This is a genomic window from Amycolatopsis sp. NPDC059657 (genome assembly GCF_042734395.1).
Lineage (GTDB): Bacteria > Actinomycetota > Actinomycetes > Mycobacteriales > Pseudonocardiaceae > Amycolatopsis.
Map to the genome: position 1 here is coordinate 1 of NZ_JBHWEB010000128.1, position 25,633 is coordinate 25,633.

At 66.7% G+C, this 25,633-nt stretch carries 27 protein-coding genes and 1 tRNA gene; 12 read left to right on the forward strand and 16 right to left on the reverse strand.

Features of this window, described 5'->3' with window-relative positions:
• Positions 1-243: 243 nt before the first annotated feature.
• The 6 genes from ACFV15_RS40495 to ACFV15_RS40520 form a co-directional block, all read right to left on the reverse strand.
• Positions 244-1,020 (reverse strand): 2-keto-4-pentenoate hydratase, encoded by a 777-nt coding sequence (locus ACFV15_RS40495; protein WP_378357772.1) that lies wholly within the window; start codon positions 1,018-1,020, stop codon positions 244-246.
• Positions 1,017-1,811 carry a 2-keto-4-pentenoate hydratase gene (locus ACFV15_RS40500; RefSeq protein ID WP_378357774.1) on the reverse strand — a complete coding sequence of 265 codons (795 nt, stop codon included), beginning with the start codon at positions 1,809-1,811 and terminating at the stop codon, positions 1,017-1,019. The genes ACFV15_RS40495 and ACFV15_RS40500 overlap by 4 nt, the downstream gene beginning before the upstream one ends.
• Before the next feature lie 61 nt (positions 1,812-1,872).
• Positions 1,873-2,469 (reverse strand): plastocyanin/azurin family copper-binding protein, encoded by a 597-nt coding sequence (locus ACFV15_RS40505; RefSeq protein WP_378357776.1) that lies wholly within the window; start codon positions 2,467-2,469, stop codon positions 1,873-1,875.
• Positions 2,470-2,529: 60 nt separating this feature from the next.
• On the reverse strand, positions 2,530-3,474 hold the full coding sequence (locus ACFV15_RS40510; RefSeq protein ID WP_378357777.1) for a plastocyanin/azurin family copper-binding protein: 945 nt from the start codon (positions 3,472-3,474) through the stop codon (positions 2,530-2,532).
• 28 nt (positions 3,475-3,502) lie between these two features.
• Complete coding sequence (locus tag ACFV15_RS40515) at positions 3,503-4,399, reverse strand: copper resistance D family protein (protein ID WP_378357779.1); 897 nt, start codon at positions 4,397-4,399, stop codon at positions 3,503-3,505.
• Between the two features lie 2 nt (positions 4,400-4,401).
• The gene (locus tag ACFV15_RS40520) at positions 4,402-4,950 is read right to left on the reverse strand and encodes a hypothetical protein (protein ID WP_378357781.1); all 549 of its coding nucleotides are present in this window, start codon (positions 4,948-4,950) and stop codon (positions 4,402-4,404) included.
• A gap of 341 nt (positions 4,951-5,291) precedes the next feature.
• Between ACFV15_RS40520 and ACFV15_RS40525 the strand changes: the two genes are divergently transcribed.
• A complete protein-coding gene (locus ACFV15_RS40525; protein WP_378357782.1) occupies positions 5,292-5,849 on the forward strand; it encodes a copper resistance CopC family protein in 558 nt (185 codons plus the stop codon).
• On the opposite strand, the gene ACFV15_RS40530 is transcribed toward ACFV15_RS40525, so the two are convergent.
• Entirely contained in the window at positions 5,830-6,534 is a 705-nt protein-coding gene (locus ACFV15_RS40530; protein ID WP_378357784.1) for a LuxR C-terminal-related transcriptional regulator, read from the reverse strand. The genes ACFV15_RS40525 and ACFV15_RS40530 overlap by 20 nt on opposite strands.
• A gap of 176 nt (positions 6,535-6,710) precedes the next feature.
• On the opposite strand from ACFV15_RS40530, the gene ACFV15_RS40535 reads away from it, so the two are divergent.
• Genes ACFV15_RS40535 through ACFV15_RS40545 form a run of 3 tightly spaced genes read left to right on the forward strand, consistent with a single transcriptional unit; the run spans position 6,711 to position 8,267 of the window.
• The gene (locus ACFV15_RS40535; protein WP_378357786.1) at positions 6,711-7,214 is read left to right on the forward strand and encodes a VOC family protein; all 504 of its coding nucleotides are present in this window, start codon (positions 6,711-6,713) and stop codon (positions 7,212-7,214) included.
• Positions 7,215-7,271: 57 nt separating this feature from the next.
• Positions 7,272-7,838 (forward strand): hypothetical protein, encoded by a 567-nt coding sequence (locus ACFV15_RS40540; RefSeq protein WP_378357788.1) that lies wholly within the window; start codon positions 7,272-7,274, stop codon positions 7,836-7,838.
• A 24-nt stretch (positions 7,839-7,862) separates the two neighbouring features.
• Positions 7,863-8,267, forward strand: coding sequence for a CoA-binding protein (locus ACFV15_RS40545; protein ID WP_378357790.1), 405 nt, complete (start codon positions 7,863-7,865; stop codon positions 8,265-8,267).
• A gap of 58 nt (positions 8,268-8,325) precedes the next feature.
• On the opposite strand, the gene ACFV15_RS40550 is transcribed toward ACFV15_RS40545, so the two are convergent.
• Both ACFV15_RS40550 and ACFV15_RS40555 read right to left on the reverse strand, forming a co-directional pair.
• Positions 8,326-9,720 (reverse strand): phosphocholine-specific phospholipase C, encoded by a 1,395-nt coding sequence (locus ACFV15_RS40550; protein ID WP_378357792.1) that lies wholly within the window; start codon positions 9,718-9,720, stop codon positions 8,326-8,328.
• Positions 9,717-10,862 (reverse strand): NHL repeat-containing protein, encoded by a 1,146-nt coding sequence (locus ACFV15_RS40555; protein WP_378357794.1) that lies wholly within the window; start codon positions 10,860-10,862, stop codon positions 9,717-9,719. Before ACFV15_RS40555 ends, ACFV15_RS40550 begins: the two co-directional genes overlap by 4 nt.
• 335 nt (positions 10,863-11,197) lie before the next feature.
• On the opposite strand from ACFV15_RS40555, the gene ACFV15_RS40560 reads away from it, so the two are divergent.
• From ACFV15_RS40560 to ACFV15_RS40580, 5 genes are all read left to right on the forward strand, one after another.
• Complete coding sequence (locus ACFV15_RS40560; protein ID WP_378357795.1) at positions 11,198-11,995, forward strand: IclR family transcriptional regulator; 798 nt, start codon at positions 11,198-11,200, stop codon at positions 11,993-11,995.
• A gap of 58 nt (positions 11,996-12,053) precedes the next feature.
• A complete protein-coding gene (locus ACFV15_RS40565; protein WP_378357797.1) occupies positions 12,054-13,748 on the forward strand; it encodes an L-lactate permease in 1,695 nt (564 codons plus the stop codon).
• Positions 13,749-13,837: 89 nt separating this feature from the next.
• Complete coding sequence (locus ACFV15_RS40570) at positions 13,838-14,182, forward strand: hypothetical protein (protein WP_378357798.1); 345 nt, start codon at positions 13,838-13,840, stop codon at positions 14,180-14,182.
• Between the two features lie 213 nt (positions 14,183-14,395).
• The gene (locus ACFV15_RS40575; RefSeq protein WP_378357799.1) at positions 14,396-15,160 is read left to right on the forward strand and encodes a nuclease; all 765 of its coding nucleotides are present in this window, start codon (positions 14,396-14,398) and stop codon (positions 15,158-15,160) included.
• 34 nt (positions 15,161-15,194) lie between these two features.
• Positions 15,195-15,575, forward strand: coding sequence for a TIGR03618 family F420-dependent PPOX class oxidoreductase (locus tag ACFV15_RS40580; RefSeq protein WP_378357801.1), 381 nt, complete (start codon positions 15,195-15,197; stop codon positions 15,573-15,575).
• Positions 15,576-15,623: 48 nt separating this feature from the next.
• Here ACFV15_RS40580 and ACFV15_RS40585 read toward each other — a convergent pair whose 3' ends face one another.
• Both ACFV15_RS40585 and ACFV15_RS40590 read right to left on the reverse strand, forming a co-directional pair.
• The gene (locus ACFV15_RS40585) at positions 15,624-16,439 is read right to left on the reverse strand and encodes a PIG-L family deacetylase (protein WP_378357802.1); all 816 of its coding nucleotides are present in this window, start codon (positions 16,437-16,439) and stop codon (positions 15,624-15,626) included.
• 133 nt (positions 16,440-16,572) lie between these two features.
• Entirely contained in the window at positions 16,573-17,415 is an 843-nt protein-coding gene (locus ACFV15_RS40590) for a PIG-L family deacetylase (protein WP_378357804.1), read from the reverse strand.
• Positions 17,416-18,345: 930 nt separating this feature from the next.
• On the opposite strand from ACFV15_RS40590, the gene ACFV15_RS40595 reads away from it, so the two are divergent.
• Positions 18,346-18,531, forward strand: coding sequence for a hypothetical protein (locus ACFV15_RS40595; protein ID WP_378357806.1), 186 nt, complete (start codon positions 18,346-18,348; stop codon positions 18,529-18,531).
• A gap of 60 nt (positions 18,532-18,591) precedes the next feature.
• Here the strand turns inward: ACFV15_RS40595 and ACFV15_RS40600 are convergent, their stop codons facing one another.
• Positions 18,592-19,125: a TetR/AcrR family transcriptional regulator gene (locus ACFV15_RS40600; RefSeq protein ID WP_378357808.1), complete on the reverse strand. Its 534-nt coding sequence runs from the start codon at positions 19,123-19,125 to the stop codon at positions 18,592-18,594.
• A gap of 82 nt (positions 19,126-19,207) precedes the next feature.
• On the opposite strand from ACFV15_RS40600, the gene ACFV15_RS40605 reads away from it, so the two are divergent.
• Positions 19,208-20,719, forward strand: coding sequence for an MDR family MFS transporter (locus tag ACFV15_RS40605; RefSeq protein WP_378357810.1), 1,512 nt, complete (start codon positions 19,208-19,210; stop codon positions 20,717-20,719).
• A gap of 65 nt (positions 20,720-20,784) precedes the next feature.
• Here ACFV15_RS40605 and ACFV15_RS40610 read toward each other — a convergent pair.
• The 4 genes from ACFV15_RS40610 to ACFV15_RS40625 all read right to left on the reverse strand — a co-directional run bounded on the left by ACFV15_RS40610 (position 20,785) and on the right by ACFV15_RS40625 (position 24,425).
• A tRNA-Thr gene (locus ACFV15_RS40610) sits at positions 20,785-20,860 on the reverse strand.
• Positions 20,851-22,434 (reverse strand): alkaline phosphatase D family protein, encoded by a 1,584-nt coding sequence (locus ACFV15_RS40615; RefSeq protein WP_378357811.1) that lies wholly within the window; start codon positions 22,432-22,434, stop codon positions 20,851-20,853. Before ACFV15_RS40615 ends, ACFV15_RS40610 begins: the two co-directional genes overlap by 10 nt.
• Positions 22,435-22,458: 24 nt before the next feature.
• Positions 22,459-23,148: a hypothetical protein gene (locus ACFV15_RS40620; protein ID WP_378357813.1), complete on the reverse strand. Its 690-nt coding sequence runs from the start codon at positions 23,146-23,148 to the stop codon at positions 22,459-22,461.
• A complete protein-coding gene (locus tag ACFV15_RS40625; RefSeq protein WP_378357814.1) occupies positions 23,145-24,425 on the reverse strand; it encodes a nitrous oxide reductase family maturation protein NosD in 1,281 nt (426 codons plus the stop codon). Before ACFV15_RS40625 ends, ACFV15_RS40620 begins: the two co-directional genes overlap by 4 nt.
• Before the next feature lie 120 nt (positions 24,426-24,545).
• Here ACFV15_RS40625 and ACFV15_RS40630 point away from each other — a divergent pair, with 120 nt between their 5' ends.
• The gene (locus ACFV15_RS40630; RefSeq protein ID WP_378357816.1) at positions 24,546-25,535 is read left to right on the forward strand and encodes a Dyp-type peroxidase; all 990 of its coding nucleotides are present in this window, start codon (positions 24,546-24,548) and stop codon (positions 25,533-25,535) included.
• The last annotated feature ends 98 nt before the right edge of the window (positions 25,536-25,633 follow it).

Here is a 25,633-nt window from a genome sequence, read left to right on the forward strand (position 1 = left end):
ACGTCCAAGGTGGCATGATAGGTAATCACGGAAAGCCTCTGCTTCGGACTAGATCGTCAAGAAATCCAGTCCTAGCAGGGGCTTTCCGCCTACCCAGCCCAACACGCCGCCACCAACACCCCTACTGAGAAAACCTCAATGTGGCTTTCGTCAGGTCAGGTCAGGTCTGATCTGACGAAAGCCACATTGGGATTTTTTGAGCTGGCCGGGACCGGCGTCCTCGGGATTGGGACGGGTGTCCTGTCAAGCGGACAGGGTGACCGAGCCCAGGTTGGAGAAGTGGGCGGCGACGCGGGATCCGGGGGTGAGCGGGACCGCGTCGGTCATGCCTCCGGTGAGGATGATCCAGCCCGGTTCGATGGCGAGGCCACGTGCGGCCAATGCGTTCGCGGCCAGTGCGAGCGCCTCGGCGGGATGGCCTTGGACGGCGGCGCCGGTCGCGGTGTCGACTACGTGGCCGTCTACCTCGAGCAGGCATGCCTCCAGTGAGAGATCGAGTTTCTCGGGCCGGACGCCCACCGGGCCTATGCCGAAGAGGGCCGAAGAACCGTTGTCCGCGACCGCGTCCGGCAGCTTGAACTTGTAGTCCTCGAAACGGCTGTCGATGATCTCGACGCCGGCGTGGACACGGTCGACGGCGGCCAACGCCGTCGCGGCGGTGACGCCGGGGCCGGACAAACGTTGGCCCATGACGAAAACGATCTCGGGCTCGGCACGAGGGTGGATCAGGCCGCCGAGTGGGACCGGCACGCCTGCCGGGAGGACCATCGCGTCGGTGAGCCAGGCGAGCAGCGGTGAGTCGATGCCCATGCGCTGTTGCTTCGCGCGAGAAGTGAGGCCGAGCTTGAGGCCTATCAAGGTTTCGCCGCGGACTCGGCGTTTGCGGAGGGACTCGTCTTGGATCGCGTAGGCGGTCGCGACGTCGAGCTCTGGCCATGTCTTCGTGAGTGGCTCGCGGGCGGCCACCGCGTCCACGGAAGCCAGCAGGGCTCCGGCTGCTTCGGACACACCCAGGCTCATCGTGTACCTCCGGAGAACACCGCGGTGACGCTGCCGAGTCCCGCGATCGTCGCGACCACCGTGTCGCCTGCCGAGACCGGGATCGACTTGGTCATCGAGCCGGGCAGCACCACGTGGCCAGGCTGCAGGGACACGCCGAGCGGGCCGACAGTGTTGGCGAGCCAGACGAGTGCGTTGATCGGGGAGCCGAGTACCGCGCCGCCCGCGCCCGTCTCCGCGACCGCTCCGCCGGAGTGCAGTACGCAGCCGGCCAGCCGGAGGTCGACGTCGCCGAGCCTGGTCGGGGTGCTGCCGAGGACGACGCCGCCGGAGGACGCGTTGTCGGCGATCGTGTCGATGATCGAGATTTGCCAGTCCTGGATGCGCGAATCGACGATTTCCAGTGCGGGCAGGACGAAATCGACCGCACGGGCCGCGTCGGCCACCGTCACGCCGGGGCCGCGCAACTCGGAGCCGAGTACGAAGGCGATCTCGGGCTCGATGCGGGGCTGCAGGAATCGCTTGACCGCGATGGGCTGGTGCTCGAGGTGGAACATGCTCGCCGTGAGATGGCCGTAGTCGGGCTGGTCGACGCCCATCTGGCGTTGCATGGCCGCGGAGGCCAGGCCGACCTTGTGGCCGCGCACGATGTCGCCGCGCTCCACCCAGCCACGCACGACCCGTTGCTGGACGCGGTAGGCGTCTTCCAGCGTCAGGTCCGGATACGACTCGATCAGCGGCGGTATCGGCTTGCCTGTTTCGTAGGCGCTTTCAAGGCTCGCCGCTGCCGCCTGCAGGGTAGTGGCTTCCACATGCGCACTCTGCTGCCATAAGTCGATCAGCACAAGTCGTTCGTGCCACTGAGCGGCACGATCATTCCCGTCGGGCGCTGAGCAACAACAGGCACAGGACAGCGATGCCGGTGACGAGTCCGGCCACGAGCAGCATCGGATCGAGCGTCGCCGCGGCCTGCTGTGCCACTGGCGGAGCGGCGATCTGCGTTTCGGAAGGCGGGGGCGGCGACGAGGTCGGACTGTCCACTGTGGAGGGAGCTACCACCGCGCTCGAAACGGACGGTGACGTCTTCGTGGAGGGTTTGGTCGTCGGCGCGGGCTTCGGTGAGGAGACAGGAGTACTCGGCGGCGCCTGGACGACGATCTGAGCGCGCATGTCCGGGTGCACCGAGCAGTAGTAGGAATACGTGCCCGGCGTCCGGAAGGTGTAGCTCCAACTCTGGCCCTGCGTGAGTTTCGGACTGCGGAAGGCTGCGGGCGCGCTGGTCGTCACGACGTCGTGCGGTGCCTCGTCGTGCTGCATCCAGGTGACGGTGTCGCCCACCGAGATGGTGAGCGCCGATGGCGCGTACGCGTAGCCCTGCATCATGACCTGTCTCGTGGCGGCGGAAGCTGACGGGACCGGCAGGAAGAGTCCCGCCAGTACCAGGAACCCGGCCAGCAGTACGCGGCTCATCGCGGAAACCTCCGTGAGACGGGGTGGCCCGGCCGTCGACGGCCGGGCCACCGGGCGAAATCAGCAGCTGGCCTGAGTGAGCAGCGGCGTCAGTACGGTCTCGAGCCAGACGGTGTGCGTCTTGATGTACTGGTCGAGATTCAAGATGTCCTGCACCTGCTGGCCGAGCGAGGTTTCCAGATGCGCGGACTTGATGTGCGCCACGATCGGCGCGAGCGTGTCCTTGAGTACCTTGTCCGCCGAACCGTTGAGCACCGGCGAAAGCACGCTCTCCAGCCAGACGGTGTGCGTCTTGATGTACTGGTCGAGATTCAAGATGTCCTGCACCTGCTGACCGGGCGAGGTTTCCAGATGCGCGGACTTGATGTGCGCGATGATCGGGGCCAGCACCTCCTTCGGCACGCAGCCGCCTTCGCCAGGCGGGGTCGTCGGCATCGTGTGCGTCGGGGTCGGGGTCGGCTTGGTCGTTTCCGAGGTCGGCGGTGTCGACGGGCTGGACGTCGGCGTGCTGCCGCCGGCGACGGTGACCGAGGCCTTCATGTCCGGGTGGATCGAGCAGTAGTAGGAGTAGGTTCCGGCCTTCGTGAACGTGAAGCTGAAGGTCTGCCCGGTCTGCAACGTCGGCGACGTGAACTTCTCCGGCCCGTCGGTGATGACCACGTTGTGCGGTGCGGTGTCGTGGTTGGTCCAGGTGATCGTGTCGCCGACCGCGATCGAGACCGACGCGGGCGTGAACTTGTAGCCCATGGCCTCGACGCTCTTCGCCGAGCCACTCGCCGCGGGTGCGGCCTGCTCCTTCGCCAGCCCTTGGTAGATCGGCACGGCCAGCGGGCTTTGCGCCGATAGCGCGGCTAGATCGATGTCGGCGGTCCGCGGCCCGGCTGCTGTCGGGGCCTGTCCGCCCCTCAGGGTGGCGAGGCTGAACAGGGCGATGGCCAGTGCGGCGATCGCGACCACCACGGGCCACCGCCGTGCGTGCGGCGCGGTGGACTCAGGACTGTCCATCGAAGGACTCCTTTCGAGGGTTTTCCGTTCACCGGCCGGGACTGGCCGTGACGAGGAAGCTCGCCGCGAGAAGCACGAGAATCACCAGTGCGTTCTCGGCGGCGACGGAATAGACGAACGGGCGCACGGTGGCGCCGGAGGACACGGCGGCGTCCAGCCGCTTCGACACCCAGAACTTGCTGACCTGCGCGAACAGCAGCACCACGGCCAGCACCGCGAGTTTGATCAGCAGGATCCGGCCGTACTCGGTACCGAAGAGCCGCTCAAGGGTGCCGACGGTCTGCCAGGCGAGTACGAGCCCCGCGAGGATAAGCAGCAGCACGGATCCCATGGCCAGCTTGGAAAACCGGGGAACCACCAAGGCCAGCACATCCGGGTCACGGGATGAGAGCACGCCGAACAGCAGCACGGCAAGGCCGCCGATCCAGGCGCAGATTCCGGCCAGATGGGCGAAATCGGCTACCTGGCTCAGCAACGGGCGGGTGCTCTCCACCGCGTGCCCGGTCATCCCGGTGACGCGCAGGACACCGAGCATGATCGCCCCGGCCCCGATCCGCCACGACCAGGACCGTGCCGCGTTCTCGCCACGGCGCAGCAGATCGGCCAGCACCACGCCCGCCAGCACCCACAGCAGCGCCTTCGAGACCCAGATCCGGCCGAACTGCCCGTCGAGTACCTCCCGGATCAGGTCCAGGTCGAGGAAATCCCCGGCGGGGCGCTGCGCGGCCCAGGCACCCTGCAGGCCGATTCCCGCGACCGTGCCGAGCAGCCCGAGCACCCAGCCGACGGCGATCACCTTGCGGGTACCCGGAGCCCGGACGCCGCCAGGCCACAGCACGGCGACGAAGAACAGGCCGCCGAAGAACAGGCTCATCCCGAAGTAGTCGACACAGCGGGCGACCACGTACACAGCTTGGGCGTCCATGCTCAGCCGACCGGCGAACCGGTCGAAATCGCTTGCACAGTACCGTCTTTCGCCGCGCAGTAACCGATGACCGCGGTCAGCAGGCCGTCCGGCCCCGTCACGCCGAGCGTCTTGGTGAGATCGCCGAGCAGTGGCAGTGCGGCCACGGTGTCTCCCACTGGCTGGAGCACGCTCGGCTGACATTCGGGCAGCGGCGAGCCAGGCGGCGGGGGCGGCGGGGGCGGAGTGCTTGGCGGCGAAGGAGGAGTCGGCTCCACCACGACGGGCCCTGGATCCGGCGGGACCTCGTGCGACGGTGGCGCGATGACCGGGACCGGAGGCAACGGTGGTGGCGCGACCGGCTGCGGCAGCTCCGGCGGCGGAGGGTTTCCTTGCGAGGGCTGGACTTCCGGAGCGGGCTTGGTGCCCTGCGCGACCGGCGGCGGTTCGGCGGCGGCGACGGTTCCGGGTTTCAAGCCGAGCCCGGACGCGTAGCCGACCACGACGACCACGGCTCCGGCCAGGCTCGCGGCGACGAGGTGTTCGCGCCGCAGGGAACGTCCAAAAGCCACGACGAACTCTCCTAAGAATGCGGTGTGGGAATGGGCGAGATGGGCGCTAATAAGAGCAGTTGTTCCGTTACCCGCCATGTTCCTTACATGAAGCTGGCGTAAAGTCCGCCGGGGCGACTGCGCCGTATGGCTGTGAAGACACCGCCGAATCGACCGTCAAATCCACCCGAATGGCCTACCAGAGCGGGTTTCGCGGTCGGAAATTCTCCGTCCGTGAGCCGATGGGCCGCGTCGCGGTGAGAACTTGTTTACCTCCATGTTGCGCGGCCGCTCTCGCCAACCCCCTACTCTCGGCAATTCACGAGCGCATTCTTTCTTCACAAGAAATCGCGGAGAACCCCATGCCTATTGCCGGTACCTGCGCGCGCGTACTCGCGGCCGCCGCCCTTCTCCTGCTCACCATGACGCCACCGGCGGGAGCGCACAGCGTTCTACTGTCAAGCTCGCCGCCGAAGGAGTCGTCGGTCGCCACGAGCCCCGCCGAGGTGACGCTCGAGTTCAACGAACCGCTCGAACCGGGCTTCACCGAACTGGTGGTCATCGGGCCGGACAGCGTGTCCCACTGGGAGGCCGCGCCGCCGCACGTTTCCGGCGCGACGGTTTCGGCCCCGGTGCGGACCTTGGGGTCGATCGGGCAGTACTCGGTCCGCTATCGGGTCATCTCCGCGGACGGGCATCCGGTCTCCGGCGCCTTCGGCTTCACGCTGACCGTGGCGGGCGGCGGCGCGCCCGCCGAGGTGGCAGGCCACCAGCAGGCAACCCCGATCGATCGCGGTTTCCCGCTTTGGCCTTGGATCTCCGGCATGATCGCCCTGCTCATCACCGGCGGCCTGGTCGCCAATCGGCTGGCCACCAGGCCCGCCGCCGAGAAAGAATCGGCTAAGACCAGGTCGGCCTGATCTGTTCGACGCCGAGTTTGCGATAAATGGCCTTCATATGGCCGTCGACCGCGCCACTGGTGGTGCCCATGCGCTCGGCGATGGCGTCCAGGCTCAAACCGGCGGCGGCGTGCTCGGCGATTTCACATTCCAGCGGGCTCAGCCCGGCACTTCTCCCGGCCACGAGCAGCTCCCCGATCAGCGTCAGGTTTCCCTGCGCGGTGCGATACAACTGGCGCAGGGTGGCGACGCCCACGTTGTAGTCGAAGACGGCGGTGACCAGCCTGCGCACCTCGGCCAGCGTGAGCGGCAGCACGTCGGCCCGCTCGACGAGGTCGTCCGCCCACAGCGCCGGAACCGGTACCAGACCGCCCGGTTCAGTACGCACGGTCGCGAGGACGAAAGCCTTGTGGTCACTGTGGATGAGGTGGAGCAGTGCCTCGACGGAGGCGGCGTCCAGCAGATGCGCGTCGTCCGCGATCACCACGAGTTTGTCACCTCTGGCCCCGGCGGTGAGCTCGTCCGAGCCTGCGACCGAGGTGAATTTGCGGCATTCGTACCCGCGCACCGCCTCGGCGACCAACCTGCTCTTACCGACTCCCTGCGGCCCGGAAAGGACCAGACCACCGGAATTTCCCTCGCTGATAAGCGTCTTGATGCGGCGAACCTCATCAAGACGTCCAGTAAAGGGCCAGGCCGACGACACACCGTGATTATACGGCCGCACCAGTGCCCGGCACGAGGGTCGAAAGAAGGCGTTCATAGTGCGTAGTGGTGAACGTCTTGTTGAGCTGAGTAGTCGCGATGGACCATCCAGTGGCCTCAATCCACTCGCGCAGAAACATCTTGCGCGCGAGATACTTTGCGCGTACCGTCCTTTTCATGACACTGAACGATGACACAGTCGCCCAGCTCAGCGAGGCGCGCGAGGGCATCCGGCAGCGGCATCTCAAGCCCTCGGGTGAGCGTCCACCCACTCCCGGGCGCGGAATCCACCACACGGCGTTGATCTCGAGCGATGTCGAGCGGACGATCGAGTTCTATCAAGGCCTGCTCGGCTTTCCGCTCACGGAGCTTTTCGAGAATCGCGACTACCCCGGTTCGAGTCATTTCTTCTTCGATGTGGGAAATGGGAACGCGGTCGCTTTCTTCGATTTGCCAGGACTCGATCTCGGCCCTTATGCCGAAGTTCTCGGCGGGTTGCATCATTTGGCTTTGTCCGTTTATCCCGAGCGCTGGACCGAGCTCAAGGACCGTCTCGCCGAGGCGGGCGTCGCCTACCAGCTGGAGAGTGACTCGTCGATCTACTTCGCCGACCCCGACGGCGTCCGCGTCGAGCTCATCTCCGACCCGCTGGGTGAGATGTACGGAGAGAAGATCGGCTGAACACTCCCGCTGAGCGGCCTCCCTCGCCTAGCCTGTCGGCCAACAGTGAGGAGACCCATGTCGGATTGGTCGCGATCCCGCACGAAAGCCAGGCTCGATCACCGTGAGCACCTGGACGAACTCACCGCGCGAGCCCGCTACGAGGTGCGCCTGCACCTCAACGAACCGGCCGCCAACACCGCGTACGACGACCTCGCCGCGATCTTCTCCGGCGGCCACGCGGAATGCGCCTCGCTGCTCGCGCACCGGCGGCTGCTGCCGCTGTGGGAACGGCTGCTGCTGAGCCGGTACGCGAAGCGCATGTACGGCAAGGTCACCGTCGGCAGCGTGCGCGACGTCCCGGCGGGCGAGGAGCCGTGGCGCGTCTTCGGCACCGAGATCACCGCACTGCGGCCGGATTCCGGCGACACCGGCGCGAAGTACGACATGCAAGGCCGCGGCCTGCTTACCGTGTTCCGGATCGCCGTCGGCCAGCCTGGCGCGGTGTGGCAAGACCGCCAGGAGGTCGCCACGACCTCGGCGCGCAACATCCTGACCTGCTCAGCCGCTTTCCTGGTTCGTAAGCCCTGGCACGTGCTCTGGCCCGTGTATCGAGTACGCGGCCTGCGCCTGTGGAAGCTTTGAGACGCTCCGAGCGTTTAAGAAGGCATGGACCTCGCTGAGCAGGCATTGACCGACGCGAAGACGATCGCGGTCGTGGGGCTGAGCCGCAATCCCGGCAAGGCGTCACACGGGGTAGCCGTGCAATTGCAGAAAGCCGGATTCCGGATCATCCCGGTCAACCCGGACGCCGACGAGTTGCTGGGCGAGAAGGTCTACCGCTCGCTCACCGACATTCCGGAACCGGTCGACCTGGTCGACGTCTTCCGCCCGGCCGAGTTCACGCCCGACATCGCCAGGCAGGCAGTGGCGATCGGCGCGAAAACCCTGTGGCTGCAACAGGACATCGTGTCGGCCGAAGCACGCGAGATCGCCGAGTCCGCAGGCTTGACCTACATCGAGGACCGCTGCACGGCGGTCGTGCGCTCGCTGGCCCAGATCACCAAGCCGTGACTGAGCGGGCTTATCCCGGCTTCTCTTCCTGGGATAAGCCCGCTTGGTCACGGGCTGGTCAAAGCTGTTGCGGTCCTGTGGGGACGGTCGGCGCCGGGTTGTCACGGACCTGGGTCTGCGCGGCACGGTGCTTGGCGACCGTGGCCGCGTAGCCGAGATCGTCGCGGTGCGGGAACGGCGACGGCGGCCGGTTGAACCGGAACGCCGCCGTCAGGTCACCGACCGCTGAGCGGCGCCACGCGCTGATGTGCGGCTCGGGAACGCCGAAGCGCTGTTCGAGCAAGCGAACCAGCGACGAGTGGTCGAACGTGTTCGAGCAGACGTAGCCGCCCGCCGTCCACGGCGAGACCACGATCGTCGGCACGCGGAACCCGAGGCCGATCGGTACCCCGCCGATGAACTCGTCCGGCGTCCCGGCAGGCGGTGTCGGCGGCAGCACATGGTCGAAGTAGCCGTCGTTTTCGTCGTACGTCAGGATGAACGCCGTTTTCGCCCAGACATCCGGGTTCGAGGCGATCGCGTCGATCTTGGACGCGATGTACTGCGCGCCTGCCGCGGGCATCCAGTTCGGATGCTCGGTCTGCGCGGACGGCGCCACCAGCCACGACACCGCGGGCAGGTTGTCGTTGCGCGCGTCGTGTTCGAACCAGCCTGCCGACTTCTTCACCATCCCGTTGCGGTACAACGGCGACGACTTCGGCGCGTCGGCGAACTGGCGGAACCACGCCAGCGAGTTGTCGTCGTAGTTGTCCTCTTCCTGGTAGATCCGCCAGCTGATCCCGGCGTCGGTGAGCCGCTCCGGGTACGTCTTCCACTTCAGCACCGGATTGTCCGACGACATGAAGTTCGTGTTCGCGGGCCCGCCGGCGGTGCCGTGCGGGTCGATCCAGCCGGTCCACATGTACAGCCGGTTCGGGTTCGTCGGCCCGAGCACCGAGCAGTGGTAGTTGTCGCAGACGGTGAACGCCTCGGCCAGCGCGAAGTGGAACGGGATGTCCTCGCGGTCGTAGTACGCCATGGTCTTGGCGCCCTTCGCCGGGATCCAGTTGTCCATCTTCCCGTTGTTCCACGCGGCGTGCTGATCCGACCAGTTGTGCGGCAGGCCGGGCGTGGCCTGCGCGCTGGTCTTGCCCGTGTTGTACCGGAACGGCAGCAGATAGCCGTCCGGATGCCCCGAATACGGCTGCCGGAACACCGAGTTCCCGTTCGGCAGCTTCATCGCCGCCGGGTCGGTGAAGCCGCGCACCCCGGCCAGCTTGCCGAAGTAGTGGTCGAAGCTGCGGTTCTCCTGCATGAGGATGACGAAGTGCTTGATGTCCTCGAGCCTGCCCTGCCGGACAGTGGACGTGTCGGCCAGCGCCTTGCGGACGTTGGGCGGCAGCACCACGGAGCCCAGCGCGGCGGCGGCTGCGGCGCCGAGTACCCGGCGGCGGGTGAGTTCCGGTTCGGTCACTTGACGACTCCAAAGTGGACGATCCGGCTGTTCCCGGTATCGGCGACGAAGATCCGGCCCTGCGCGTCGACCGCGATGCCCTGCGGGAACCGCAACGCGCCCTGACCGTCCAAACCGAACTCGGCGCGGAACGGACCGGCGGTGCGGAACTGGGAAACCCAGCCGAAATCGGGCTGCGTGACGAACGCGTTCCCGCCGGTGTCGATCGCGACACCGGCGGGATTGGACAGTCCGCCGAACTCGCTGCTCTGGCCGTAACCGAGCGAGCTGATCACCTTGCCGTCGCGCGAATAGCGCACGACGGCGACGTCGCCGTTGGCCAGCCTGCCGTTCTGGGTGACCCAGATGTCGCCTGCCGCGTCGACCGTGATGCCCTGCGGCGAGCTCATCTTCTCCGTGATCGGCGCGAGCTGCGCGCCGGTCTGGCCGTTGAACCGCGCGACCCGCTGGTGCCCGGTGTCGGACACGTAGACCGTGCCCTGCGCGTCGACCGCCACCCCGCGCGGGTTCTCCAGCACCCCGGCGCCGAATTCGCGGACGAAACCACCCCACCACGAGTACTCGGCGATCCGGTTGTTCCCGGTGTCCGCCACGAAGACGTTGCCGGCACTGTCGACCGCGACCGCCTCGGGCGCCCTGAGCCGTCCGGCGAGCACGCGCACGAGTTTGCCGTCGCGGTTGAAGCCCTGCACGCGGTCGTTCCCGGTGTCGGCGACCCACACCTGGCCGATCGGGTCGACCGCCAGCCCGGCGGGCCGCGAAAACTGGCCGGGTCCGCCGCCCGCGCGGCCGAACGCCGAGCGGAACACCGGCGGTTCGGTCTGCGGGGTCGGGCGCACGGCGAACTTCACCGGATCCGCTAGCCAGGTATAGCCGTCGTTGAAGAGATAGAAGGCCAGATAATCACCGGCCGCGAGCGAACCACTGCTGAAAGTGACTGTCCCGCTCGCGGAGGTGACATACTGCCAAAGAGTTGAAGGTCCCACGTATTTCTGTTCGACCGGCCCATTTCCCGGATCGGCATAGAGGCCGACCCAGTTCTTCGGGGTCACGGTTTCGCTGGGCGTCGAGTAGGTGAAAGTGATCGACTCTCCCTGTTCGACGGACGCGGCACTGCCGCGCAAGGTGCCACTTGTCGCCACGTCGCCCAGGATCACCATGCTGATTCGATCAAGTCCAGCGACGGAAGTCGGTCGATGACCATGTTCAGGAACTGTTCCACGGCCGGTAACTGACGGCACGCCAAAAGCTTCCCCCACACGGCCCAGCACTTGTAACGCTGGGAACACGACGCCACAAGATCACGTCGAGAATTGGTCAGAGGTTCAACCATTCAGACCAGGATCACCCGCACCCGGCGGTCCATTCGGCTCGACATCTTCCCCCCAAAGGTCGGAGGTGTTACTTTTCAACCCCGCCTAGCGGAAATGGTTACCGCTGAACGGGATTACAAAAAGAAAGGTGAGGTGTTAGATCGATGGAGGGCACGGTCCTGAACACCGAGCAACGCGGCCTGGAAACCAGCGGCACCCTCGAACGCGGCCTCGCCGTGCTCGAGCACGTCGGCCAATGCCAGGAGATTTCCACGAACGCGATAGCCAGGCAACTAGGCCTTTCGCGCAGCGCCGCGTACCGCATCGTCGGCACGTTGAAGAATCTCGACTACCTCGAAGCCGATCACGTGACCGGCCGCATCAGGCTCGGCACGAAACTGGTCGAACTCGGGGTCCGCGCCATGTCGGCCACCGACCTGCACCGGTGCGCGCCGCGGTATCTCGCCGCGCTCGCCGAGCGCTCCGGCGAGACGACCTATCTCGCGGTGCCGGACAACGACGCGATGGTCTACGTCGCGACCGAGCGCAGTGCCAACGCCGTCACGCTCGCCTGCCGCCTCGGCACGCGACGGCCCCAGCACGCGACCTCGCTCGGCAAGGCCTGGCTGGCCGCGCTGCCCGAGATGGACCGGGTCGACCGGGTCCGCCGGATGACGCTGGAAAGCCTGACCAGCAACACGATCGTCAACCACGCCCACCTGCTCGCCGAGCTGGCCACGACCAACCGGCGCGGCTGGGCGGTCGACGAGGTGGAGAACGAACCGGACGTCGGCTGCGTCGCGGCCGCGGTACGCGACCACTCGGGACAGCCGGTGGCCGCGATCAGTATCGCCGGGCCCGCGTCACGCGTGCTCCGGCGGATCGAAGAGCTCGGCGCGACTGTCGCCGCCGGCGCTGCCGAGCTCTCGCGGCGATTGGGGCACGTCCCGGTCTCCGCGTAGAAACCAGCACAAAAAACGACGGTGAGGCCGTCGTCCTGCGAGGACAAAGGGGTTGATCGTGGGCTGGGTCCAGGATTATCAACCGGCGGGCGGGCTGTGGGTATCCGCGCTGCTGGCGGCGTTGCCGATCATCGTGCTGCTGGTGGCGCTCGGCGTGCTACGCCGGTCGGCGCACCTCTCGGCCGCGCTGGCGTTGGTGACCGCACTGGGCATGGCGTTGCTGCTGTACAAGATGCCGATCGGGCTCGCCTTCGATGCGGCGGCGATGGGTCTGGTGTTCGGTGTCTGGTCGGTCGCCTGGATCGCCTTCCACGCGGTCTATTTCCACAACGTGACCGTCGCGACCGGCCGGTTCGACAGCATCAAGGCGGTGCTCGCCGGGTTCAGTGAGGACAGGCGGCTGCAGGCACTGCTGATCGCGTTCAGCTTCGGCGCGCTGCTTGAAGGCATCGCCGGCGGTGGCTCGCCGATCGCGATCACCGCCGCGATGATGGCCGCGCTCGGGTTCCCGCCGGTGAAGGCGGTCGTGCTGGCGTTGCTGGCGAACACCGCACCGGTGGCGTTCGGCGGGCTCGGCAATCCGCTGATCGTGCTGGGCAGGCTGACCGCGCCGATCATCGGCAAGTCACCGGAGCAGGCGACCGAGCTGTACTCCGCGATGGTCGGGCGCCAGCTGCCGGTGCTGGCGTTGATCGTCCCGGCGTTCCTGGTCGTGGTGCTCGCCGGGTGGAAACGGATGGTCGAGGTCTGGCCTGCCGTGCTCACCGCGGGACTGGCGTTCGCCGCCATGCAGTTCGTGGCGTCGAACTTCATCAGCGCGAGCCTGGTCGACGTGCTCGCGGCGCTCGCCGCGATGGCGGCACTGTGGATCCTCACCCGGTTCTGGCAGCCCAAGACGGTCTGGCGGTTCGATGGCGAGGAGCCTGTGAAAGCGCATTCAGGACGCAGCGTCGGCGCCGCCAAGGCCGAACGCGGCGCCCTGTACGCCTGGATGCCGTACATCATCCTGATCCTGGCGATCTTCCTGTCCCGGATCGGCACCATCTTCAAGAACCTGCCGACCTGGCTGGATCTGTCGAAGCTGCTGCACAAGGCGGACTGGGTGTTCGCCTGGCCTGGTCTGCACAACCAGGTGATCCAGCACGCGCCGATCACCCCGAAGAACGCGCCGTACGCGGCGAAACTGACGGTGGACTTCCTGTTCTCGCCAGGCACGGTCGCGCTGACCGCCGCCGTCATCGCCGGGTTCGCGATGGGCGCGCGGCCGGGGCTGCTGGTCCAGACCTATCGCAAGACGCTGTTCCAGATGCGCTGGGCGCTGGCCACGATCTTCATGATCCTGGCGATCGCCTTCGTGATGAACTACTCGGGCGCGACGCAGACACTCGGCCTCGCACTCGCCACGACCGGTGTGCTGTTCCCGCTGTTCTCGGCCTACATCGGCTGGCTCGGCGTGTTCCTCACCGGCTCGGACGCGTCGACGAACAGCCTGTTCGGGCCGATGCAGGTCATCTCGGCGCAGCAGTTGCACATCGACCCGGTGCTCGCGGGCGCCACCAACACCTCCGGTGGCGTGATGGGCAAGATGATCTCGCCGCAGAACCTCTCGATCGGCGCGACGGCCATCGGCCAAAGCGGCAAGGAAGGCTCGTTGCTGCGGCAGACGTTCTTCTGGTCGATCGCGCTGACCGCGGTGGTCGGCGTGATCTCACTGCTCCAGGCGACGGTCCTGTCGTTCATGATCCCGAGCTAGTGACCTGGCTCACAGCATTGATCCGTTGAGGATCTTCCTCCGTGTGTGTGGTGTCCGCCGCGAAACCACACACACGGAGGAGTTCCACCATGAAGAAGTCTCTCGTCGCCATCGCCGCGGGCGTCGCGGCCACCGCGATCGTCCTCGGCGCACCGGCGCAGGCTTTCGCGGCGCCGAAGGGCAAGTCGTCCGGCAGCGTGATCCTGTTCGACGACAAGAACTTCAGCGAGAACGGCGCCGCGCAGGGCCTCGCGGGCAGGGGTTGCCAGAACGTCTTCCGCGATGACATCGCTTCGTCGCTGTCGGCGAACGGCGCCATCAAGATCTGGTCAGGCGCGAACTGCACCGGCCGCTCGGCCGTCGTTTCCGGCGACGTGCTCGACCTCGGCACCATCGGATTCGACAACGAGATCTCCTCGGTCGCGTTCGGCTGACGATCTCGCCTCGATTGATCATCGATCTGGCCCAGTCACCAATTTGTGACTGGGCCAGACGGATGAATATCGCCTTGGCTTCCTCGATCGCCGACTTACCGTGGATTCATGCCACTCACATTGCTCAAAGGTACGTTCCAGATCGTCGGTGCCTCTCCCGATGGAGACTCGGTACGTTTTTATCCGGATGATCCGTCCGCGATACCGAAAGACATGAAAGTCCGCCTGAACGTCCGGGGCGGAATGCAGTTACGGCTCGACGCGATCGACGCGCTGGAAACCCACTACCAAGCGCAGAATCACGGCGGAATGTGGCACCAACCTCCGGAATGGGGCGGTGCCGCCTCGGAAAGACTCTTGTCCTACCTGGGTTTCACCAGGGTCGTACGCAACGAACGGGGTATCGTCACCTCGTCGACTCCTGACCAGGTGTCCGGTCATATCCTCACCAAGTTCGCCGACAAATACGGCCGCGCGGTCGCCTTCGCGTTCCCCGGTCAGCGGCCCGGCCGCTCGATCGACGGCAGCAGCGTCTACCTCGACGCCAAGGGACTGAAGTCGTCGGCGAACTACGTGCTGACGAATGAAGGACTGGTCTACCCCACTTTTTATTCACTGCTTTTCGTCGATCTGCGCCAGGCGTTGTCGGACGCGGCCGTCGCTGCGCGAGAAGCGGGATTGGGGCTTTGGGCGGATGACACCACGAATGCCGGCTTCCGGCTGCGCAGCCGTAAACAGCTGAGCGACACCCAGGTGATCATGCCGAAACTGTTCCGCCGCCTGGTCGACTATCTCGGCCTCGACGAGATGGGCGGTGTCTCACTCGCCGCGTTCCACGACTACGTCGACACCCGCGACGACCGGTTGTTCACCGTCCCGGAAGGCCAGTCGACGGAGTTCGCGACACTGGTCGAGGTTAAGCGGCAGACGCTCAAAGTGACCATCGAACCGGAACGGATCGTCTTCCTCGAAGGTTGACCTCGAGTCCACTGGAGGTTGCAAGATCACGGCTGTGGACGAAGCCGTGCTGAAGCGATTGGACCGCGAAGACAACGCCTGGCTGAGCACGTCACGGCCGGACGGGTCACCGCATCTGACCCCCGTCTGGTTCGTGTACGAAGCCGCCTGGTGGGTCTGCGTACTGGAGAACAGCGTCAAATACCGGAATATGCGGCGGGATCCGAGGGTCTCGCTGGCGCTGGAGGACGGCTTGGCGCCGGTCGTCGCGGAGGGAGTCGCGACGATTCACACCACCGGTTTCCCGCAGCGGATCGTCGACGCGTTCGCCGCGAAGTACGACGGATGGGACATCGGCAAGCCATACCAAGGCATCGGCCGGGTGCTGTTCGAAATCCCGGTCACGCGCTGGCTGCTCGCCGGCGTGGCACAGTGAAAAGCGGGATGCCCCTGGTCGGAAGGGACATCCCGCTTTCGGCTGGACTCAGAAGTCGCCCGGCGGCACCCATGGCGTGCCGGGGAAGAAGATCCGCCCTTCCGGCCGGTACTGCCTGCCCATGACGTTCTGCCATGACCACGGCTGCAGCTCCGGGTCCTTGGGCCAGTACTGGTCCCAGATGGCGCTCTTCTCGTCGCGCCAGTAGCCCCAGACGTTCTCTTCGTATTCGGCGATGATGTAGTTCTGGTACTCGTCGCGCCTGACCAGCGTCTTCTTCTCGCTGTTGACCGCGGCGTTGGCCGTGAGGATGGCGCCCGAGATGTGGTCGATGTGGTCGGGGTTGCCGTTCGAGTCGATCTCCCGGTGCCCGATCGTGCTCTGCGTACGGATGAAGTCCGGGTTCACGGTGGTGATGATCGACTTGAGCATCGCCTGGAACTGGGACTTCGTGTAGCCGGGCCTGCCGTCGATCGGCTTGGCGACGAACGACGAGTTGTGCAGCATCCGGTAGAGATCACCGTTGTCCGCGCCCTCCGCCGCGTGGATGAACGTGAACACGAGGTGCACGTTCGTCCCGTTGAGACGGTTGGTGGCGAGCTGACGCCCCGCGAACGTGCGCGGCTCGTACTCCCAGGAGTTGGCCACTTTGGCCGCACGGGCGTACGCGGCACGCGCGCCCTGGATACGCAGGTCCGCGTAGTCCATTCCCCAGTGCGTGCGGCCCGGCTTGTACCCGACCTCACCCGCGGTCAAATAGACGATCCACACTTCCCAGCCCGCTTGGACATCGGAGGCGATGTCCGGGTTCATAAAAAGGAGGTCGTCGTCCTGGTGTGCGATGAAACTGATCGTCTTCGACACGGCCAAGCTCCTAGTAAGCGGCTGAATCCGACGGGTTACCAGGGCCCGCAGGACTTGATTCGACAAGTGAAAGCAGGATCCCCTCGATACTCAAGAAGCTGAGCCGAATCGTGAGGGGACCCTGCGCGATTCGTCACGCCCAGTAACTCACATAGTCGGACGGCGGCACCCAAGGTGTGCCAGGCTCGAAGATGCGGTCGTTCGGCCGGTACTGCTTGCCCATCACCTCGAACCAGGAACTCGGGCCGAGCTCCGGGTCGTGCGGCAGGTACTTGGACCAGATGGCGGTCTTCTCGTCCCGCCAGTAGCCCCAGACGTTGTCTTCCCAGTCCGCGATGCAGTAGCAGTGGTACTCGTCGCGGCGGACCAGCGTCTTGTTGCCGGCGTCGACGCACGCGTTCGCGACCAGGATCGCGGCCGCTGTGTGGTCGATGTGGTCGACGGTGTTGTCCGGCCTGCGCATGCGGTGGCCGATGGTGCTCTGCGTGCGCACGAAGTCGGGGTCGGCCCTGACGATCAGCGCGTGCAGCATCGACTGGAACTGGGCCTTGGTGTAGCCGGGCCTGCCGTCGATCGGGTTGGCGACGAACGACGGGTTGGCCAGCATCCGGTAGAGATCGCCCTTGTCGGAGCCCTCTGCGGCGTGGACGTAGAGGAACACCAGGCGCAGGTTGACACCGTTCAGCGTGTTCGTCGCGATCTGCCTGCCGTCCACCCAGATCGGCGCGTAATCCCAGGAATTCGCGACCTTGGCCGCGCGGGCGTACGCGTCACGGACGCCCTGGATACGGAGGTCCGCGTAGGCCGGACCCCAGACCTTGCGGTCGGGGTGTGCGGCGTCGGGCGGCCCCACGTCACCCGCGGTCAGGTAGACGACCCAGACCTCGGAGCCCGCCTGGATGTCCGAGGCGATGTCCGGGTTCATGAAGAGCAGGTCGTCGTCCTGGTGCGCGATGAAACTGAGCGTCGTCGTCACAGCCAAGCTCCTAGTAAGGATTCGAATCGATTGAGCAAAACGTATTCACCCAGCACCGAAGAAGAGCAAACGAATTGTGAGGGCCTGACTGGCTCTTTGTCACCCCAGAAGCCAGCGTCACCCTCTAACTCAACACACCCCTTCTAGGTGACACTCTACCCAGGATCAGTGGCCACCTGTAGCCATCTCACCTGGATGCCCACCTGGTCAGGTGATCGCCGGAGGCGGACCCCCCGTTACATCGCTGCGAGATCACTCACAAGGGGCAACGAACGCGGCGTTGGCGACCATGAATCACGCGGGCAGGTTGATTATTTACCCGGTCCAGTCGAATAGACCGCTCGAATTGCTTTCCCGTTGTTATGCGAACGCAATTCTTAATTGCGGCAACGCGAGTCGTGGCACGTCCGTGGAGCGGTACGACCCAGGGTGGGTATCCGGTCAAATCGGGCCCCGCCGTCACTCGATCGGGTGAACGGATAGTGAGCATCTTGTCCGCCCCTTCAGGCGGGTTAAGATATTTCGGCCCCGCGATCGAATAGCCGTGATCGGCCCGGCACAACGCCGCACCGGCACCGGCCCACACCCGGTCTGAGCTGCGACGAAACCGGCCGAAGGGGTACCGCCGAGCGGGCGATCGGCTGCCCGGAAGCGCGAAGAAGCGCCGTTGAACGTGGTTCGATCACCGGGATACCCGCGTGACAATCCGTTACCAACGAACCTCACCCGGCCGTTTAACGACCGAGGCGTACCGCTCGCCGCTGAACCCATCACTTATTCGCTTGGCATAGGACGATCTTCGCCATCATGGGCTGATCGGGGTAGCGCCTTTACCCCGGGAGAACGCAGTACGCGACCCCCTGCTGACACAGAGGGCCGCGTGATTGTCCACTGCCTCTTAGCGGTTAACCAGAAAGGTAGAGAACGTCCGTGACTGTACAGGCAGGTCTCGGCGAAAAGCCAGACGAAGAGTCACCCACACGAGCGCAAAACGATCAGCAGGCCCGGGGCCGCAAGAACCCGGTGACCCTCGACGACCTGCTGGGCGGCACCGGCGAGTGGCCGAGCTTCACGCCCCACGAGGACGCCAAGCCCGCCAAGCGCAAACGCTGGTAGCAAAGAGCTCCCGCATCGTGGCGATGCGGGAGCGCTTCGTAAGTCGCACCAAAGCCGCGCCTACTCGGCGACAGGGTGGACCAGCGCGCCGTACGCGGCCGCGAGCAGATGCGGACGCAGGTCTTCGACAGCACCGGAAGCCCGGCGGTGCAACGTGGTCAGAATGCCCAGAGCGGCTTCCGCGCGCAGGCGGGACTCGGGCCGATCGTCCACCGCCAGCAGTTCGGACAGCCGCTCCATCCCGACGGCCATGCGCTTGCCGACCTCCAGTGAGCGCAGGGTGGCCATGCTGCTCTCCAAGACCGTCATGATCCGCGGGCGAGCCATCACGATCCCGTAGTAGCTGGCCAGCAGCCCCGCGCTGCGCTCAGCGGTCGCGGGCTTCGCCTCGGCTTCGGCGGCGAGCGCCTCCACCTCCTGGCACACACTCTCGGCGAGAGCCGTGAGGATCTCCTGCTTGTTCCGAAAGTGGTAGTAGAGCGCCGCCGTCGTGAAACCCAGCCTGCTCGCAAGCTCGCGGATGCCCGCCTTGTCGTAGCCCACCTCGGCGAACAGCTCGACGGCGACATCCAGGATGCGCTCTCGCGTTTCCATCGCGACCTCCAGACTTGACTTACCGGGCGATCAGTAGGCTACCATCGTTCGTACTTACCGGACGATTAGTAAGGACTTGTCCATGACGACCACCTCTGCGCCACCGCCCACCCGCCGGGTGAGCCAGGGGCGCCTGATAGTGATCTTCATCGCGCTGCTCATCGGCATGTTCGTCTCGGCCATCGACCAGATGGTCGTCACCACGCTCGCCCTGTCGATCGTGCAGGACCTGGACGGCGCCGCCACCACCGCCGCAGGCCAGACCGGCTGGCTGGTCACGGCCTACTTGCTGACTTCGACGGCGGTCATGCCCCTGGCGGGCAAGATCTCAGACCTCTACGGACGCAAGCTCACCTACATCGTCGCGATGGGCCTGTTCGTGCTCGGCTCTCTCTTGGCGGCCCTTTCCACGACGATGCCGATGCTGATCCTGGCCCGCGGCATCCAGGGTGTCGGCAGCGGCGCGCTGGTCAGCGTGACCTTCGCCGTGCTGGCCGACCTGGTCAGCCCACGCGAGCGCGGCAAGTACCAGGGCGGGTTCGGCGCGGTGTTCGCCTCGTCCAGCCTGCTCGGCCCGGTCATCGGCGGCCTGTTCGCCGGCGGCGGCACGGTCTTCGGGTTCGCCGTCGACTGGCACGCGGTCTTCGCGATCAACATCCCGATCGGCGTGCTCGCGATCGCCGTCAACGCCTTCCTGTTGCCGGCCTCGTACCGTCGCGACCGGCCCAAGCTGGACATGATCGGCGCCGTGCTGATGGTCGCCGGGGTCAGCGGCGTGCTGCTGGCCGTGCAATGGGGCGGGCAGTCCTACCCCTGGGGCTCCTGGCAGGTTCTGCTGCCGGCGCTGGGCGGACTCGTCCTGCTCGTGGCCTTCGTGCTCTGGGAGCGGCGGGCCGTCGAACCGATCCTGCCGATCCGGCTTTTCCGTGACCGCACTTTCTCCATTCTCAACCTGGGCAGCCTGCTGCTCGGCATGGTCTTCTCGGGACTGCTGATCTACCTGACGGTCTTCGTCCAGCTCGCCCAGCACGTCAGCCCGACCGACGCGGGCCTGAGCATGCTCCCACTCACCCTCAGCATGGTCGGCACCTCGGTGCTCACCGGCATGATGGCGAGCAAGTTCGGCCGCTTCCGGATCTTCATCCTGCTCGGCGCCCCGCTGCTGGCGACCGGCGGCGTGCTACTCACCACGCTCACCCCGGAAAGCTCGATCTGGACGGTCCGCGTCTTCGCGCTCGTCGTCGGCGTCGGCGCGGGGCTGATGCAGCAGATGTTCATCCTCGGCACCCAGAACGCGGCGACCGACGACGATCTCGGCGTGGTCACGGTGTCGAGCACGTTCTTCCGTACGCTCGGCGGCGCGGTCGGCGGCTCACTGTTCGGGGTGCTGCTCACCCTTCGACTGTCCTCTTTGGACGCCATCGACGCGGCGAGCCCGCAGGCGTACGTCACGGCGATGACGCCGGTCTTCCTGACGGTCGCGGCCTTCGCCGCCGTGATCTTCGTGACCACGCTGTTCGTTCCGGACAGGCAGCTTCGGGACCTCGACGAAGAGACGCTGGCGCTGGCCGAACTCGGAGTCACGGAGGCGTAGCGCGGATCTCCGTCCGAATCCTCGAAACGGCTTCGGACGGAGACTCGCGGCTGACCGCTGTTCGCTGGAGCCGGCAAGGGGCCTCGAACCCCTGACCTCCTGTTTACAAGACAGGTGCTCTACCAACTGAGCTATACCGGCGTGACCGGAGCCAGTATATCTAGGGGTGCAGCGGCTTGGACGTGGGCGTCACCGAGCAGCGTCTTGTAGGACGCGCCGTGGCGCAGCGCCGAGTCCGGGTTCTTCTTGTCGAGCAGGTAGTACCAATCCACTTGGGTCGCGGCGGGTGTCACCTCGAGCACGCAGGGTCCGTGCGAGTCGAGTTCCACGTACTGGACGTGCGGGTTGAGCCTGCGGAGTTCGGCCTCGATGGCGAGTGAGGCAGTGCGCGGCGGGACCTTGAACAGCTCGTCGAAGTTGTCCGAGGTGACCGAGGTGCAGACGAACTCGGTGGCCACCGAACGGCCGGACTCGAGCGGGACGTTGTTGGCCCACGAGGTGTGGATGTCGCCGGTCAGGAAGACCGTGTCGGTGATGCCGCGGGCGTCGAGGGTGCTGAGGACGCGGTCGCGGTCGGCGAGGTAGCCGTCCCAGATGTCCGTGTCGGCGGTCGGCAGCCGCGGCTGGTCGCCGAGGAGCGTGTGCAGCGCGGTGGCCGCCCGCGGATCGGGCAGCGCGGGCAGTTTGAGTGGGCTGATCATCACCGAGTTGCCGACCAGGCGCCAGGTCGCGCGGCTGTGCACGAGACCGTCGAGGAACCATTCGCGCTGCTCGGCGCCGAGAATGGTGCCGTCGGGGTTCTCGCCGGGCGCCTTCGGCTGCTGGGTGCGGTAGCTGCGGAGATCGAGCATCGTGAGGTCGGCGAGCTTGCCGAACCGCAGGCGGCGGTACAGGCGTTCGCCGGCGTTGCGGACCGGCATCCACTCGAAATAGGCGCGGTGCGCGACGGCCTTGCGGACGGCCCAATCCCCCTCTGTCGCGGGGTCGTGGGACGGCGAACCGCCGGACCAGGCGTCGTCAGCGGCCTCGTGGTCGTCCCAGGTGGCGATCATCGGGTGCCGGGCGTGCATGCGCTGGACATGCGGATCGGTCTTGTAGAGCGCGTGGCGCTGGCGGTAGTCGGCGAGTGTCTCGATCTCGTGCGGCGGCAGGCTCTGGCGCAACGCCGTCGCGTCGCCCGCCATCTCGTAGATGTAGTCGCCGAGGTGGATGACGGCGTCGAGGTCTTCGCGCTCGGCGAGGTAGCGGTACGCGCCGAAGTAGCCGACGTGCCAGTTCGCGCAGGACACCATGCCGAAGCGCAGGCGGTCGACGTCGGCGCCCGGCCGGGGCGCGGTGCGGGTGCGGCCGACCGGTGAGTACTGGCCGCGGAAGGTGAAGCGGTAGAAGTAGTCCGTGCGCGGGCGCAGGCCGTCGGCGCTGACCTTGACCGTGTGGTCGCGGTCGGGGCCGGTGTGGACGCGGCCGCAGGCGACGACCCGGCGGAAGCCCGCGTCGGCGGCGACTTCCCAGCCGACCTCGGCGGACGGGCCGAGGCCGGAGCCCGGCGTCGCGTCCGGGCTCGGCGTGAGCCTGGTCCACAGGAGCACGGAATCCGGGAGCGGATCCCCCGAGGCGACGCCGTGCACGAAAGCGGGCGCCGCGGCTTCGGCCTTACCCGGCAGTGCGACGGCGACCGTGGCTCCGGCGGCGAGCAGGACGGTGCGTCGGCTCAACGATGATTTCCCCATAGCGCTCGATCATGGGGCCAACGGCGGGATCACGGCAACCGCCGGAGCGGTCCCCAAAATGTCAAATTTCGCGAACTCCCGCTGATCCCCGAGCCGTGCCTCGATACGCTTCAACCGGCCGTCCGCGTCGACCCAGTAGCGGACGCGCGCTCCGTCCGCCGACGGGGTCCGGCCCGCCTGCTGCGGGCCTTCGAGCACGTCGACGTCGGTGCCGTCGACGTTGTCCTTGCGCAGCCAGCGTGCCGAACTCTGCTGCAGCAGCTGGGCGTTGTCCGGGCGGTCGGCGGCGAGGTTGACCAGCAGCCGCAACGCGCCGTCGATCTCGGAACCGGCCTCCTGGAACGGCCTGATCTGCCAATCACCGTCCGGCGGCGGGTCGACGGGCTCGGTGGCCGGGTTCGTCAGGTACGCCAGCCTGGTGAGATTCCACTGCAGCAGGCCCGCGCTGGTGGGATCGTCGCGGCCATCGGTGCGCATGGCCGCGTAGCCGACGTGGTCGACGAAATCGACCCGGCCGGTGAGCAGCAGCTTGCCGCCTGGGCTGGGGATGCCTGCGGTGAACTTGGCGCTTTTGGCCGTGTAGTTGGTGAACCGGACCAGCGCGAGGCGTTCGGCCTCCCCTGTGGACAGTGAACGCGGCTGGGGCGCGTCGGCGCATCCGGCGAGCAGGAGTGCGACGAGGACGATGGCGCGTTTCATGAGCGGACCGCCGCTCGGTCGGCGAACAGGTCTTCGGGTGGCAGGACGACCGCGGCGAGGTCGATCTTGCCTGGCAGGCCGCGCGCGGGGTTCGCGGGAGCGGTCGCGGCGTTCGGCAGATCAGGCTGGGCGGGTGGCGGGGCGACCTCGGTGAACGGCACGCCGCGCGGGGCGGCGACCTTGGGCATTGGAACGCCGGGCCCGGCCGCGCAGGCTTTGAGGCCTTCGGGCCTTTGTGAGCCGATTTCGTTGTCCTGTAAGCAGTTATCGACGCCAGGAGAACGGGAGGACGCGGTGTAGGCGAAGTCGACGCCGTTGCCGGTGATCACGTTTCCCTGCACCTTGTTGCCTTGCGGTGGCAGGTCTTCGCTGGAGCCGAGCGCGAGCCCGGTCGTCGGATTCGCACTGACTCGATTGCGCAGCAGCATGTTTCCGCGCCCGCCCGCGAGACCGATGCCGAGCCCGAACGCGCCGTCGGCTTGGGCGGGCGACGCCGGTTCGGCGTTGCGGGTGACCAGGTTTCCGGCGATGGTCGCGTTTTCCTGGGGTACGAATGCTTCCTGATAGTCCGAATTGGACGTCATGCCGACACGGTTGCCGGAGAACCTGTTGCCCAGCACGAACATGTCGCCCGAAGCGTTGGTGCCCTCATAGCCGACCGCGTTGCGCTCGGCGACGTTGCGGCGGACGACGATGTCGCACGGCTTGCACTGGCCGACGTAGAACCCGGAGTCGGCGCTGCCGGAGGCGTAGCTGTCCTCGATGACGCCATGCTGAGCGTCGAAGGCGTAGATGCCGTAGAGCGCGTTGTTGGACGCGGTGACGTACGAGACACGGAACCCTTGCAGCGGAGGAAAAGCGCCGGGATCGAGCTTGTGGTAGCCGTCGCTGCCCCTGGCGAGGCCGCCGTTGCCGTCGCTGAGCCCGGTGAAGAGGACACCGTTGAGCGTGTGGTTGCGGACCGTCAGGTTCTCGACGCTCACGCCCGCCGCGGTGACCACGATGCCGTTCGCGCGGCGTACCTCGCCGTCGATGACCACACCGCCGCGTTTGGTACCGCGCAGGGTCACGTTGGGGGTTTTGATCCGCACGGATTCCTTGTACACGCCCGGATCGACCAAGATGAGATCGCCATCGCGGGCGGCGTCGGCGGCCTCGGTGATGGTCTTCGCGTTCTGTGGCACCCGGATCGTGCCGGACTCGGGGCGCACCTGGGCACCGGAACAGGAGGCGGTGCTGAGCACCAGGGCCAGCACCAGGCAGAGTTTGCGACGCACGAGCAAGGACAGTAGGTCTTCGCTACGCCAAAGCCGTCATCTCTGCCAGCAGTGTCACCCGAAGAGGGGTTTTCCCGTCGCCCGGTTGGGTAACGCTGGGGCGGTGTGCAGAATACGAATGTGAATGCGATCTCGCGGCGTCACCTCCTGCTCGGAGCGGGTACCGCGGCACTCGCCGCCGGGTGCGCCGCCGCGCCCGCGGCCTCCACCGTCGTAGACCCGTACGGCGCGCACCAGGCGGGTGTCGTCACGCCCGCGCAACGCCATTGCGACGTCTCGGTGTGGGACGTCGCCGACTTGGACCTGGCCGCGCTCGGCAAGGAAATCGGTGCGCTGCGGCGAAATCCGGCGCTGACCGGCATGCCGATGGACGACCTGACGGTGACCGTCGGGCTGGGGCCGCGGCTGGCTTCCATGGTCGGCGAGCTGCCGGAGTTTCCCGGCGACCAGGTGCCGCCGTCGTCGCGTGGCGGGGATCTGCTGGTGCAGGTGTGCGGGGACGACCCGCTTTCGGTCTCGCTGGCTTCGGGGCTGCTCGGCCGGGGAACGTTGCGGTGGCGGCAGAACGCGTTCCGCGGACCGTCCACTTCGGCCGGTCCGGCACGGAACATGCTCGGGTTCGTCGACGGCATCGTCGGGCCGACCGAGCCCGCGCGCGAGGTCTGGCTCGACAGCGGCGGGACGATCGCGGTGGTGCGGCGGATGCGGTTGCACGTCGCGGACTTCCTCGCGCGGCCGGTCCCCGAACAGGAGCGGGTTTTCGGGCGGCGTAAGGACGACGGCCGTCCGTTGTCGGGTGGCGACGAGGTCGACCTGAGCGCTAAGAGCCCGGATGGGCAGTACCTGATTCCAGCCGACGCGCATGTGCGGTGGGCGCATCCCATGTCGGCGGGAGTGCCGACGATGCTGCGGCGGTCGTACAACTACGACAACGGCGGCGACGACCGCGGGCTGCTGTTCATCTCGTTCCAGCGTGAACTGCGGACCTTCGTCAACACCGCGTACCGGATGGCGGACGGCGACGCGCTGCTGCGCTTCGCGACGACCACGGCCTCGGCGGCGTTCTACGTGCTGCCGGGATTCACCGCCGAACGGGCGCTGGGGGCCTGAGGGCGGGCCGCGGCCCCCGGTATCCAGCTTACCTTTCGGCACCGACACAAAAGGGGTCGTGAGTGGTATGGCCGGTTAGAACCGGCGGTACCACTCAC

Coding starts and splice junctions, on each gene's coding strand:
- ACFV15_RS40505 (WP_378357776.1), bottom strand. CDS start 2,469: ATGAGCCGCGTACTGCTGGCCGGGTTCCTGGTACTGGCGGGACTCTTC.
- ACFV15_RS40545 (WP_378357790.1), top strand. CDS start 7,863: ATGGACCTCGCTGAGCAGGCATTGACCGACGCGAAGACGATCGCGGTC.
- ACFV15_RS40620 (WP_378357813.1), bottom strand. CDS start 23,148: ATGAAACGCGCCATCGTCCTCGTCGCACTCCTGCTCGCCGGATGCGCC.
- ACFV15_RS40605 (WP_378357810.1), top strand. CDS start 19,208: ATGACGACCACCTCTGCGCCACCGCCCACCCGCCGGGTGAGCCAGGGG.
- ACFV15_RS40600 (WP_378357808.1), bottom strand. CDS start 19,125: ATGGAAACGCGAGAGCGCATCCTGGATGTCGCCGTCGAGCTGTTCGCC.
- ACFV15_RS40535 (WP_378357786.1), top strand. CDS start 6,711: ATGACACTGAACGATGACACAGTCGCCCAGCTCAGCGAGGCGCGCGAG.
- ACFV15_RS40495 (WP_378357772.1), bottom strand. CDS start 1,020: ATGAGCCTGGGTGTGTCCGAAGCAGCCGGAGCCCTGCTGGCTTCCGTG.
- ACFV15_RS40525 (WP_378357782.1), top strand. CDS start 5,292: ATGCCTATTGCCGGTACCTGCGCGCGCGTACTCGCGGCCGCCGCCCTT.
- ACFV15_RS40540 (WP_378357788.1), top strand. CDS start 7,272: ATGTCGGATTGGTCGCGATCCCGCACGAAAGCCAGGCTCGATCACCGT.
- ACFV15_RS40515 (WP_378357779.1), bottom strand. CDS start 4,399: ATGGACGCCCAAGCTGTGTACGTGGTCGCCCGCTGTGTCGACTACTTC.
- ACFV15_RS40510 (WP_378357777.1), bottom strand. CDS start 3,474: ATGGACAGTCCTGAGTCCACCGCGCCGCACGCACGGCGGTGGCCCGTG.
- ACFV15_RS40570 (WP_378357798.1), top strand. CDS start 13,838: ATGAAGAAGTCTCTCGTCGCCATCGCCGCGGGCGTCGCGGCCACCGCG.
- ACFV15_RS40560 (WP_378357795.1), top strand. CDS start 11,198: ATGGAGGGCACGGTCCTGAACACCGAGCAACGCGGCCTGGAAACCAGC.
- ACFV15_RS40575 (WP_378357799.1), top strand. CDS start 14,396: ATGAAAGTCCGCCTGAACGTCCGGGGCGGAATGCAGTTACGGCTCGAC.